Source organism: Citrobacter telavivensis (genome assembly GCA_009363175.1).
In the GTDB taxonomy this organism is placed as follows: Bacteria; Pseudomonadota; Gammaproteobacteria; order Enterobacterales; family Enterobacteriaceae; genus Citrobacter_A; species Citrobacter_A telavivensis.
The window spans coordinates 2,076,023-2,090,165 of record CP045205.1 but is presented as its reverse complement, the minus strand read 5'-3'; the positions used below and the strand labels follow the sequence as shown (position 1 = coordinate 2,090,165).

The 14,143-nt window shown below is 53.8% G+C and carries 4 protein-coding genes; all 4 read right to left on the bottom strand.

What is annotated here, in order from left to right:
• Positions 1–56: 56 nt before the first annotated feature.
• The 4 genes from GBC03_12185 to GBC03_12170 all read right to left on the bottom strand — a co-directional run bounded on the left by GBC03_12185 (position 57) and on the right by GBC03_12170 (position 13,268).
• On the bottom strand, positions 57–2,492 hold the full coding sequence (locus GBC03_12185; protein QFS70911.1) for a DEAD/DEAH box helicase: 2,436 nt from the start codon (positions 2,490–2,492) through the stop codon (positions 57–59).
• A gap of 101 nt (positions 2,493–2,593) precedes the next feature.
• On the bottom strand, positions 2,594–3,802 hold the full coding sequence (locus GBC03_12180) for a hypothetical protein (GenBank protein QFS70910.1): 1,209 nt from the start codon (positions 3,800–3,802) through the stop codon (positions 2,594–2,596).
• Positions 3,803–4,387: 585 nt separating this feature from the next.
• Entirely contained in the window at positions 4,388–5,005 is a 618-nt protein-coding gene (locus GBC03_12175) for an HAD-IA family hydrolase (GenBank protein ID QFS73984.1), read from the bottom strand.
• A 334-nt stretch (positions 5,006–5,339) separates the two neighbouring features.
• Complete coding sequence (locus tag GBC03_12170) at positions 5,340–13,268, bottom strand: autotransporter outer membrane beta-barrel domain-containing protein (GenBank protein ID QFS70909.1); 7,929 nt, start codon at positions 13,266–13,268, stop codon at positions 5,340–5,342.
• Between the last annotated feature and the right edge of the window lie 875 nt (positions 13,269–14,143).

Below are 14,143 nucleotides of genomic sequence, written 5' to 3'. Positions count from 1 at the left end.
TAAAAAGGATGCCACCGGGAGCCGTCAGCGCCAGGTGGCAGAATAAGGGTTGGTTATCAGGCAGTGCGTGGTGGCAACTGGTAGATTTCACTTTCCAGTTCGTTCACGGCATCTTCGTAAGCCTGTTTGCTACCAAAGCTGCTTTTGATCATTTCCAGCGGGCGACCGAGCGAATCGAATGGTTTCAGCTTCAACACCTGGATGTCCTCAATCTCCTGCACACCTTCATCGGCGTACTTATCCAGCAGCGTATTCAATACGTTCTGCGCAGGCCCGGAGTATTTGGTGAAGTAGTTCCGCTTGCGCACGTTGTCGGCGCGCTCTTTGCGCGTCAACGGTTGCTGGCCGTAAACCACGTGGCACAGCAAATCGAACGGGTCGAGATCTTTCCCCACCTCTTCGGCCAGCACATCCCAAAGCACTCCGAGCTGCTCAAGCTCATTGATGATGAGCTGTTTGCGGTCCGCAGAGTGCCACTTACGGATGAAGTCATCAAGCGATGCGTAGTCTTTATCTTTGAGCAGCGTTTTGCGGGTGTAGTCCTGGAAGGATTCGGTCACCAGTTTGCCATCCGCGTCGTAATACTGAACGCGTTTTGCCAGCACTTTTACAGTGACGCCGTTGACGTGGAACTTACGGATTTTGTTTTCGTCGTCTTCTTCAAAAACCCCACTGCCGTTACCTGATGTTGGGTCATAGATGGCAGGTGTTTCATCGACGCCATTTATCAAATCAGGTAATTCGTGCTCTGGCGTTTCGTCTTCAAGCTGGTCGTCGAAATCAGATTCAGGATCGGTAATATCCTGCGGCGTGGTACGGATCACTTTCTCTGGTACGCCGTCGAAGCGTTCGTCCGCAAATAGCTCGGTCGCTTTTTTGAAATCGAGAATGGTGAACCACAGCTTGCCGAATTTTTCGTTGATACGCGTGCCGCGCCCGATGATCTGCTTAAATTTGGTCATCGACTGAATGTTCTGGTCCAGAACCACCAGTTTGCAGGTCTGCGCATCCACACCGGTACTCATCAATTCTGAGGTGGTGGCGATAACCGGGTAGGCTTTCTTCGGGTTGATGAAGTTATCCAGTTGCCCTTTGCCGATATCGTCGTCGCCAGTGATTTTCATCACGTACTTTTCGTTCTTTGCCACCTGCTCCGGATTCAGGTTGACCAGCGCCCGGCGCATACGATCGGCGTGATCGATGTCGTTACAGAAAACGATGGTTTTATCCATCGGGTTGGTGCGTTTCAGATAGTCAGTGATGGTTTGTGCCACCAGCCAGGTGCGCTCATCAATGACCATCGTGCGGTCAAAATCTTTCTGGTTATAAATACGGTCTTCAATCAGTTCACCGTGTTTATCAACCTGCCCTTTGGTTGGCCGCCAACCCTGTAAGTCGACATCAATATCCACACGCACCACTTTGTAAGGGGCAAGGAAACCGTCTTCGATGCCTTCTTTGAGCGAATAGGTGTAAACCGGCTCACCAAAGTAGTCGGTGCTGGAGACTTCTTCGGTTTCTTTCGGCGTGGCGGTCAGGCCAATTTGCGTAGCGCTGCTGAAGTATTCGAGGATTTCACGCCAGGCGCTGTCTTCCGACGCGCTGCCGCGATGGCATTCGTCAATCACAATCAGGTCAAAGAAATCAGGGGCAACCTGTTTAAACGCTTTCTGATGCTCTTCGGGGCCGGTGATAGCCTGGTAGAGTGCCAGTTGAATTTCATAGGCCGGGTCGATGGTGCGCCCGGTGATTTTTGTCATCGCGCTTTCAAAAGGTTGGAAGTCATTAATTTTAGTCTGATCGACCAGGATATTGCGGTCAGCAAGGAACAGAATGCGTTTCTTATTTTTTGCTTTCCATAAACGCCATATAATTTGAAAGGCTGTATACGTTTTCCCGGTTCCAGTGGCCATCACCAGTAATACCCGTTTTTGCCCGGCAGATACGGCCTCTACTGTTTTATTGATTGCCTGGAGCTGGTAGTAACGCGGGGACTTGCCTGATTTGCCTTCGTGGTAATCCTGACTGATCACCGGCAATTGCTCAGCGGTGAAACCTTTCCAGACGCAGTATTTATTCCACAGCTGTTCCGGCGTTGGGAAATCGTTGAGCGTGATTTCTGATTCAAGCTGGGTGGGATTCGTTTTATCGTGGAAGATAAAACCATCGCCATTAGAGGCAAAAACAAAAGGCACGTCGAGCAAGCGAGCGTAATCCAGCCCTTGCTGCATCCCTTTGCCAATCTCATGCTTATTGGCTTTAGCCTCTATGACGGCAAGCGGTAATCCCAGCTTATGGTAAAGCACAATGTCCGCTGATTTTACGGTTAGACGCGCGGCCAGCTTGCCGCGCACCACCACTTTACCATCGCGGAGCTTCACTTCCTGGCGGATCTGCGACATCACATCCCAGCCCGCGTCTTTAATCGCGGGCAGGATGAATTTGGTAATGACGTCCGTTTCGGTCAGATGAGTTTTGTTTACGCCAGCCATAGCAGAGCACTCCACGATATTGGGTTAGCTCTGATTTTACACAGATTAGTGCATGACGTAATGACCTGAAACGATGTTTTGGGCTGTCAGTTGAAAAGACCTTACATGTTAAAAGAACTTCCGCTGCTAACCGACTCATGCAGCCGAATAAACAAATCGACACAGCGTCTCGAAAACTCACCATTGTTCATATCAAGCCAGGCACGATTACTTGTGAGCCAATCCCTGTATTCAGTGGGATCAAGGTCATGCGGCAGATACCCATTAAAGCTTCGCCACCAAGGCCACCAGGCACTAGATTTTGCCCCTGTAGGGAAATCTATTTTGAGTTGTTGCGCAGCCAGCAAAGCGGATTCAGTAGGGTTCGACGCGCTATCAAGCTTAATACCGTAACTCCAATCCTGGTAACTCCCTTTGGCAGGCTCGATGCAGTAGTGCCAGCCAATGGCCTCTGGCGGCCGTAATCCGATCCCGTAATCTGGATATAATTTTCGACACACTTCCCAGCCTGCCGGTGGTATCAAATCCGCAGTCGCTTTTTTAGTCAGGGTTTGATAAATGCTATTTTGCAGGCTCAATAAGCTTAACGTTGTATCCAGCGTTGAATCGTCGTTAAAGATTTTGTCTAACAACACATCCACAACCTTCCCCTCCCTACAATTCAGCACATTCGCCGAAATAAAACGCTGTAAATCGAATAAAAAGACTCGCACACGATAAGGTACCGCATCGTTTTTGCATAACCCATCCAGCCACGCAACAATGCTTTGATAAGACAGGAGGACAAGTTCACCAGACTGAAGAGCGGCATCACATTGGTACTCATCAATACTAATCAGGCTTGGCCTGCTCCCTTCAGGAGTTAGGTAAATGAGCAAAGTCTCGTTTAGTATGCTGCGGCGCTTCCTTAACTCGTGGAGATAGTCCAAAACCTGGTTAGGTTGATCGGCTGCACTGGGTTTGTTCTCTATCCCTAAAGTCCATCGCTCCCCCTGTACGACGATATCAATTCGACGTTTAGTGCCCAGGGCATCGGTTTGCTGCTCACACTGTACAAATCTGCAAGATGTTGCATCCCATGACCCTCTTCCAATCAATTCCAGAAAGCTACTTAGAAAGAGGGCTTGCTGACCATGGACATCGTTCACGTTTAGCAAATCCGCAATGATGCGTGAAAGACCATTTTCGTCAGCAGTGATATACCGAAAGACGTTAAACTCAATAGCATCTTTTTTGTTGAGGTCTTCATGTTTCTTTCGGGCTTCTTTCAAGCATTCTGTCATTTGGTCCAGCCAATGATGACTCACCATATTCCCTCTGCCATCTTCCGTTGTTCGACATGGCTATAGTAACAGTTCACAAACCGAACCGATGGGATGACCCGCTCATAAAAAGGTAGGGAGTAAATTCAATGCAGGTCACTTTCCCAGGTTCTATTCTCGAGATACCCAGAATTGGAGTTGTCACAATCACCTGATGGTATCTGTGATGGTATTCAACAAAAATTAAGTTTATAAACACCAAAATATCAATCAATTAAACCTTCATTCGATTCCTGCAGGGACACCATGACATGCCTCTCCTGATATCTGCTGAATTCAATAAAATCGCTTTACTATCATAGACAGTCTCTTAATTCTGGCTACACGACGTCAGCCCAATTAAACGTAAATCAATAATCGTTTAGGGGCCTTGAATAACAGTAGACATTGCCTGTCCTCACGCGCGAGCTGCGCGACGGACATCGCTGAACGGTGTGAGAGTTCCCCCCTTTTGATTTTGAACTCAACGGGATATATAGGCTTTTTTACCCACTGCAGTTAATGATTTCATGGATAGTGACCACTATCCTTTTCAGGAGTTTCAGATTCTGCCAGACGGGGCTGGAATGACGCTTACTCCTCAGCCGTGCGTAAAGTTATCCTGAAGCCATTATTGTCGGGGACGATGTTTAGCATGGTCAAGGTTGCGCAGGCAAACGCGTCCTGAGCACCGTTAGCATCGGGGACGACGGCAATCACGCGCGCACCGCTTGCATTCCCGGCCCGTATACCGGCCTCCGCATCCTCAAAAACAAGACAGTGACGGGCGTGATAACCAAGAATCGATGCTGCTTTCAGATAGCCTTCAGGCGAGGGTTTTCCTTCTGCGACATCCTCTGCGCAGACCATCACGGCCGGAAGCGGTAATCCGGCTGCCCGCATCCTGTTAATAGCCAACTCTCTGCTTGCGGAGGTAACGAGTGCCCAGCGTTCCTGCGGCAGGCGCTTCAACAAATCGGCCGCCCCGGCCATAGCGACAATCCCGTCAAGGATCACCAGTTCACGTGCATCCAGCTCCTCTGCTGCCGTCACGGCCTCTTCGCCTGCGCCTAAAAAATGAATAACCGTATCAATCGTTTGTCGCCCATGAGCAAAGGCGATAACCTCTTCTGCATCCAGATCAAAGCGGGCACTGAACCTACGCCATTCATTTTCAACCACCTCCGTTGAGTCTACCAGGGTGCCGTCCATATCAAACAGAAACGCTTTAGCCTGTAACATGTCCTTCTCCTTTCTAAGCTGTATTTCAGTCGCATCGCGTTGCCACCTTCACGGACGATCCGGATACTGGTATGGAACGCTTCTGGTTCGATCCGGGTCAGCGACAGCTCGAATCAACACTCAGGAACGACGAAACGGATATCTACATTGTCATTCTTATAGTGGTTTTTCTGATGTTCAATATTAAACGCCATCATGCCGCAAGCGACTTGCGACAGACGTTGTCATTGGGCAAGAATAAGTAAAAACAGGAGCCGGTTTCCCGACTCCTGTTTTACTTCAGCTACATTTCCCTGGCTGTCAGTTACCAGCTGTATTTCACTCCCAGCATGCCCTGGGTGTCACTGTAGCCTTTATCCCCCATCTGTACGCCCACGTTGCCCCAGACGCTCAGACGGTCATTCACTTTGCCTTCCACCCCGGTGCGGATTTCGCCCAGGTTGCGTGCGCCGTCACGACTGACTTTCGTGCCGTCCATCTTCACGCCAAAGGTTTCGGTGTTGTGGATCCAGTTCACTTCCACGAACGGCTGGAACTCACGCTGTTTACCGTCATCCATTTTGTGGTGACTGTTCAGGTACGTTCTTACGCCCAGACGCGTCTGGATGTTGCCGTCACCCTGCGTTTCGATGCGGGTACCGTCTTTCCGGGTGTGCGCGTTGTCTTTCACGCCCATCCAGGTGACCTGCGCCTGCGGCTGTACATACCAGGTGTTCAGTGTGCCCTGGCTGCCGTTGAACTCACCGGCTTTCAGGGTGTAACCCGCTTCCAGCGAGGCGGTCAGCCCTTTCGAGTTGTAGCTGTCGCTGTCGCGGTTATCCGCTTCCACACTGCTGTCGAACCAGTTGTACAGCATCCAGCTGTCAACATACGCCCCGGTTTTGTCCGCCTCGTTCTGGTACCAGGTGCCGTACAGACCGGCGCTGTAGCCGCTGATACGCCCGTCTGAACCGTAACCGGCACGGTCGCTGCGGGTATTGCTGTGCGCATTCGCATAGCCGCCCATCACGCCCAGATGCCAGCGATCGGCGCCGTCGGTACTCCACTGCGCGATGTCGCCACCCAGTTGCAGCACGTAGCGGTTGCTCTGTGTTTTCAACTGACCGTCACCGGCAGAAGACCGTTCGTGTCCGCCGACATGACGCATCCACATGCTGGCGGCCAGTCCCTCGCCTTTCAGCGCATCGGTGTACTGTGGTTCACCGAGACGGTCGTGCAGACGGGTGTTGAACAGCGTGTTGGCGGCCGCGATATTGCCGATATAGCTGCCCGCTTCCGGACGCAGCGCATCCGGTGCTGTCGGGTCAACCACCGGTGAGGTCCCTGGCTTATCCGGCGTGGCCGGGGAGACCGGGTCTGTCGGGGTGGTGCTGTTTTTCCATTTACTGGTCAGATACCAGTTTTTCGCCGCGCTGCCGGTGCCTTTCGCCAGCGCATAGACATAAGCCCCGGCCTCCACGGTGCCGGTGGTCAGGGCGAAGTTGCCGGCAGAGCTGCCGTTCACCTGAATCACCTCAATACCGTTCACCGTCTGCGCCCCGGTGCCGCCGGTGTTGGTGACACTGACCCGGGTGTTACCCGCCGTGTTGCCGTTCACCGTCAGTTTGTCGGTCGGAGAGCTGTCGCCACCCAGTTCGGTGTTGAACGCCAGCAGGCCGTTGCTGCCGGCGTAGTTGCCGTTGACGGTCAGGGTGTTGCCCGGCTGACCGTCCGCACGGGTCAGCAGAACGGAACCGCGGTTGTTCAGGTTGCCGCCGACCAGGAAGTCCGTCATCTGCATCGTCCCGCCCTGCATGACATCCACATTCCCGGCAGTGCTGCCGTAACCGGTGAAGGTGGCGCCGTTGTGTACATTCACCTGTTGGCTCGCCATTTCCAACGCAGAGTCAGCGTCACTGCCGAGCGTCAGTTCGCCGGCGGTGATGTCGGTAGTACCGGTATACGCAGCAGAGTCCGCTGTCAGGGTCAGGGTACCTGCGCCCTGTTTGTTCAGGCCGCCGCTACCGCTTACGCTGTTCACCAGCGTCCAGTCACTGGCGGTGTCGACGGTCAGCAGACCGTTATCGTTCACTGTCGCCGTACCGAGATGGTTCTGTTCACCGACGGTCAGGTTGCTGCCGCTGTCGATGTTAAACAGACCACTGAAGCTGCTGTTGTCACCGGAGAGGGCGGCGTCCGTGGTGTTTGTAGCGTCCACATTACCGGTTCCGCTGATGTTGTTTGCCAGCATCCCGGTGACATTGTTCAGCGTCAGGGTGCCTTCGTCGGTGATATCACCGCTGCCTGCGCCCTGTGCATCACTGAGGACCACTTCCGCACCGCTGCTGATGTTAGTGATCACACTCAGACTGCTGTTGGCACCGTCAATGGTCAGCACGCCGCCTTCAACGTTCAGTTTCCCACCGCCGTTCAGGATGCCGTTACTGTCCCCGCCCCCCGTCAGCGTCAGCGTGCCGGCGTTGAAGTCAAGCTGTGAACCGCCATCACCGGCCAGGATGCCAGCAGTCTGCCGTGTGCCGTTGAGGTCAGCCTTCGCTCCGCTGTTAATCGCCAGTCTGGCGGTATCCCCCAGCGCACCGTCGACGTCAGTACGCAGAGTCCCGCTCAGGACCGTGGTATCACCGGTGTAATCGTTGCTGCTGTTGGACAGGGACAGTACGTCACTGCCTGTGGTACTGACCGCCAGGCTGCCGCTGCCGGTGATGCGGGCGGACTGGTCCGCTGCCGCACCGGTGGCACCCGGTGTGCCGTCGAGCGTCAGGGTCTGGTTTGCCAGCAGCTCCAGTTCTGTCAGGCCATAGTTGACATACAGACCGTCCTGGCTGCCGGATGAACCGGCCGTGGTCAGGCGGTAATCGTAAGTGCCTTTCGCCACCGTGCTGCCACCCTGAGCGATATCCACCTGCGTGTCGTCCGTGATGACATTGCCGCTCTGGTCCTGCAGTACCAGGTTACCGCCAGCACCGTTAACCAGTGCGGCGCCAACCAGCTCCAGGCCGATGTTGGCGTCATCCTGAGTCATCAGTGAGGCGGTAGTGCTGGTTTCATGGCCCGGGACATACGGCGCCGGAACGTTAATTTGTACCGTACCGTTACCGGATGCATCCAGTCTGTTGACCGTCATATGACTGGTCGCCACTTTCTGTGCTGGCGCGCTGGCGTTAAACGCCACTTTACCGCTGGCGAAAGCCAGACCGCCGATAACCTGTTCCCCGTCCGCCACGGTGGTGACGCTGCCGGTATCGGCCTTCAGGGTGGCATTCGTCAGGGCGGTGGTGTTCACCCCGCCCAGCGCCAGGGTCGCATTGCTCAGGTCCACGGTCCCGACAAAGGCGCTGCCGGTGGTGGTGGCGAAGTTAAACGCCTGTCCGGCGTTCTCTACCGCCACGGTACCGGTGCCGGTCAGGGCATTGGTCAGCGTCCGGTCGACCGTGCTGTTCACCGCCAGAACCGAGGCGGCATCAATATTGAACCCGGCACCGCCGGCTGGTTTACCGCCGAGGGCATAGTTGTTATCCAGACTGAACAACGAGCCGTTACGCAGATTCACCTGGTTATAGTTGTTGATTTGCGCGCCGGTGCCGTCCATATGGAAGCCCGCCGTCACGCCGTCAAACACCGCCGTGGCCGTACCGCTGCCGCCGTTGAGCGCCGTAAAGGTGTTACCGTTACCCAGAACGGTGACCGTATCGTTACCCGCCGAACCACTGACTGTGTTCACGTCCGCGTTGTTTTTCAGCAAAACGGTATTGGTGCCGTTACCGCTCAGCGCGATATTGCCGCCAACAGTTCCGCTGTCCACCGTGACCGCGTTATTGCCGCTGGTGGTGGTGATATTGTTACTGACCGTACCGCTGTTGTTCACCGTACCGCTGGCACGGTTCATCACCACATCGCCGTTGATGGTCCCGGCGTTAGTCACTGTGGCATTCGCCGCGTTCATCGCCAGCGCCGGGTTACCGGACGCTGACGCAGTGATAACCCCGGTGGCAGTGTTGGTAAAGGCGGTGGCATTCGCCGTCTCCACCGTCGCCGTCGTGGTGCTGGCTGAGGTCAGCGTACCGCGGTTAGTGGCGGAGGTGACGCCGTTACCGAGTTTCAGAGCCGCGCCGCCCGCGGCGTTGCTGACGTTCACGCTCACTGCGGTGTCAGTGGTGCCGGCGGTGTTCGCATAAATCCCCGTACCGCCGGTGCCGCTGACATTAATGGTCAGGCCGGACGAGCCGGAGAGGTCCAGGTTGCTGCTGGTCGCACTGCCATCGGCGTTTGCAAAGGCAATCCCGGTACCCGCGCCGCCCACATTAATAGTGCCGCTGTTGGTGTCGTCGATGGTCACCGAGGTACGGACCCCGGCACCATTCGCCACATCAATGGTGGTGCCCGTCAGTTGCAGGTCGGTCAGATTACCGGCGTTCTCGATGCCGTTACCGGATGCGCCCGCCGCGCTGACAATAATATGGGCATTCGTCACGTCGAGTCCGCTGGCGCCGCTGCTGACCAGCACACCGTCTGCCGTGCCGCGGGCTTCAACGGTGCCCACGCCGCTGCCGACGAGGTTCAGGCTGCCGGCCGCCAGTTCGATGGCGGCATTCCCGTTGGTCGCCAGCACCGTGCCGCTGTTGGTGACGGTAGAGGCCTGTCCCTGGTCACCGGCTCCGATATACAGGGCAGTCCCGTTCGCTTCGATGCTGCCGGTGTTGTTAACTTTCCCGCCCATTACCTTAATGGCGGTGGAATTCGTGCCGGTCAGCAGGACATTACCGCTGTTGGTCAGTGTTCCGCTGTTTTGCGCCGTAAAGGCGGTGGCACCGGAAACCGTGGAGCTGATGGTTGCGGCGTTAATCAGTTCCGCGCCGGTATTTTGCTGCAAGAGCGCGCCGTCAGACGCATAGGTGTTACCGTCAACCAGTCCGGCGGTGGCACCGCTACCGGTCAGCGCCAGCGTCGCACCGCTCTCGATGGTGGCGGTCGCACTCCCCGAAGAAATCACCCCGGTGGCGCCGTTACCACTGATATCCAATTGACTGCCGCTGCCGATAACCGCCGTCGTATTTTCACCGGTGGCGTACAGCGCAGTTGCATCCTTCCCGCTGGCCGCCACCTGAATGTCGCCGTCCATCGCCGCCCCATCTTCCAGACGGAACAGGGTGGAACGCTCACCGGAGGCATCCAGCACCGTCCCGGTCGGGACACTGGTGTTGATGGTGGAGCCCGCGCCGGAAATAGCAAACAGGATCTGGTCCGTCGCGGAGGAAGAAAACGCAGGCGTCGCAGTACCGGAGAGGTTCACGGTTGCCCCCTCTGAGGCCCGCACGCCGGTGGCGCCGTTGCCGTTCAGGGTCACCGTTCCGGCGGTCATGTTGACCGTGGTGCTGGCACCGCTGGCAACAATCCCGGTGGTGCGGTTGGCGGTATTGCCACCGTTCAGCACCAGGTTACCCGAGGTGTTGACCACCGTGGTGCGGGTACCGGTCGCATCCTGCGCCACGATCCCGGTACCGCCGGCACCGACGGTGATGCTGCCGGTATTATTACCGCGGGCACCCGCTTCAACCAGCAGACCGGTGGTGTTGTTTCCGGTAAAGACGATGTTCCCGGCGTTGCTGACTTCCGCCCCGTTACGGGCAATGAAGCCGGTTACCGCATCCAGCGCGGAATTCAGCGCCGCCTCAGTGACCAGCAGGGTGCCGGATCCAAAACCTGCCGCCCCCGCCGCCAGTGCCGCGTTCGACAGCACGCCCGCAATCGGGCTGCCCAGAACATTACCGTTGATGTCATAGCCCTGACCGTCGGCAATCCCCGCGACTGCGCCGGTGGCGGTCATGTTGATGGTGGCGTTAGACGAGATTTTACCCTGCGCACCGCCCTGGATAACCACGCCGGTGGCATCCCGGCCGGAGAGATTAAGGGTCATACCGCCGGAGTTAAAGGCGGAGACATTACCGCTGATGGCATCTTTACCGTTGGCGACCACGGCGGTTGACCCCTTACCGGAGGCCGTCAGGACGGACGCCGCACCGGCGCCGCCGGTAAAGTCGGCCCCGTCATCGACGCGGAACAGCACGGAATCTTCGGTGCTGACATCCTGCGCGCCGGTACCGTTGTTGGTGATGGAAGCCGTCTGCCCATAGACGTAGTAGCCAATCTGGTTGCTGCCGTCAGTAAAGTTCACTTCACCGGTACCGGAAATGGTCACATTGCCGCCATAGCGGGCATGAACGCCTATCGCCCCGTCCCCGTCCATGTTGATCTGGCCGGAAATATCGACCTGCGAGCCAGTGCCTTCAGACCAGACACCGTAGTTACGCAGTCCGGTTGACAGCTCTGCGCCGCCGGTAATATTGATGTCGCCGGATAATGACGCTTTCCCGCCGGAAACCGCTTTGATCCCGGTATTATTCACGCCGTTAAGGTTGATGATGCCGGAACTGCCAACGGTCCCCGCCGTTTTGCTGAACGAATAAATCCCGATGCTTTCAGAGGGAACAAATGCCCCATCATCCCCGTCGCTGTTGACGTTGATAGTGCCGCTGTTTACCAGGGACGCGGTGCCATCAAGGGCATGCAGACCATAGACACCGTTGGCCATCGAACTCAGCGTAATGGTCCCCTGGTTATCACCGCGGCCACCGGTTTCCGTGTGAATCGCGGCACTTTCGGTATTCAGATAGGCTTCGCTACTGCCATCCTGGGTGTAACCTAAATTGATATGACCCGTCGGCGTGTTAACGAAAGAAGAGGCGTTATACACCTTGGCAATCCAGACGCTGCCTGTCTGAAACTTATCGACAGCGTTGCTCCAGTAACCGGTATTAATGGTCCCGGCATTTTCAGCAGTGGTTCCGATATGTGTCTGAACCCCTTCAACAATCCCATTCTGGTTTTTATTGGTGTAATTGTAACGGGGTGAAATGGTGTAGGTCCCCTGGGCGCTATTTATAAAACGACTGTCGTTGCCATCAACGACAATTGCGATATTTTGATAAGCGCTATCCGGGATATTCCCCCCCAGGCTCAGGAACCCATTATTGATAAAGGATGAGCCACTGTTAATGTGGGCGATCCTGTTAGTGGTCATTGCCGTACCGTTATTAATAAACGTGGCATTATTATTCAGTTTGACAAGCAGAAATGATGCGCTGCTGCTTGCTCTCAAATCAATTGAACCACCCGGGGCAATGTTGATAGTAGCATTTTGCCCATTTGCCTGAAGAACAGCGACATCACGCTCACCATAAACAGAAACGTCAAACCCATCCGGGGAGTGAGAGACCTGATAAGTCTGCGAGGTTGAGGTATACGCTTTTTTCAGTTCAGACTGATAGCTGGTGTAAGCCAGATCGCCGGAAGACAATTTACTGATAAGCCAGTTATTCCAGGTTTTAAAATCAGCCAGGGAACTGACGGTATGCGATGAACCGTCAAACGCGGTGAAGGTCCCCACATAACTGTCAGTCTTAATGCTCCGGTTAATGGGTGAACCCAGCGTATCCAGGTCACTCGGAATATTTGCATAAATGAGTTGTTGTGACGTCCAGTTAGCCGTGGCGTCATTTGCCGTGGTGCCATCCACATAAACCAGGGCGCTTTCTCTTAATTCCCCAAGATTATACTGGCTTTTATTCAGCGATATATTAGCAACACCATTCGTTACCGTTGCCAGTCGGGTATCAATATAAGGTTCAGCATCCGCTAAGACAAAGGATTCAGCAGGGTTGAAATAGTAGGCATCAAGCTCGGTAAACGCGCCAGAGCTATAGACCATAACCGTTTTGTTACTCGAGGTGATCGGATCAAATACGGTTACCGCCGTGGTCAGGCCAGGGAAAATAATCGTGTTCCCGGCCGCAGGCAAAGACGTCACAGCGCTCCCGCCTTGCATTACGGTGTAGCCTGCGTCAATGACTTGTTGGAGATGAGTATAATACTTATAGGTCATATCTCCTGCCCGCCATGTATCCAGCCCCGAAACCGACCAGGTATTGCCGTCAGTAATGACCGCAGCGCCGGTCTCATTGCTGTTTGTTGCCGCGCTCCAGGTGGCATCAAGCTGGCAATTCAGGGAGGCAAGATCGCAGGTGGCTGCATACGCCCCTGCTGTCATTACCGCCATCAGGCCGGTCGCCTTCACCGCATTGCTGACGGCTCTTTTGATTCTGGCGCGACCAAATTCCGAAGTGACAACCCATTGCATCAGGGTGCTGTTCCAGATAACGCGATAGATTTTGTTCATAAGATCCCTCTGTTACACCCTGTCTGTACGGGTTGTAATATTGCTACTGATAAATTCATCCTGAGTTATTCCAATGCTTTTACTCAGAAATGAGAACGCTGCCCGTCTTTCGCTGGCGGGCTTTTTAATTTTCCGGGTACTGGCTTTTTGCGCATGAATTAAAACTGAATATGTCATTTAACATCCTGTTTTTAATCGTTTATATCTGTATCATCCCTGTGATGATGCGTGAAATAATGTGTTCTGGTTGTCTGATAAATAAAACAACGTAATTAATACCGTGATAAAAAGGAGTTTTCACCATAGGATGAAAGGCTAACAGGGGCAGAGTTAAGAGCGACAGAAAATCAGAAGGTTAACAGAATAACGTAACTAATTTTTAATGAGAAAATACCAAATATTAACTTACCAAAACACGCGACCGAGTGTTAATTAACACAATAATCAAATAAGAACAAAAACAGATAAAAATCAAATCCGGTCAGATACTCTATGCTCCAAAATCCTTTTCTGAACTTATTATAATTAGATAGGATTAACTTTGAAACAAAGAAAATTCTTAAATATATCCTTAGTACATTATAACACTTAAATAAATCAGGGATAATTAAGAATATTAGACAAAAATACCTGACACAGATAAGCATATTATTTCGGCATTACAACTAACACTATAAAAACACGCCATAAAAAATGAAACGCGAACTAATTTGTATTACGTTGGTTAAATTGTCATTGAGTAATGTTCATTTTATTAAACAAAAATGCAACAGGAAAGATATTCTACTGAGAAATTTTCAGAGTGGCCATCTGATCCAGAATGCCAGTGCACGTTGGTCAGGTAAGGGAAGACAAACCAGAGGATGGTAAGTCAC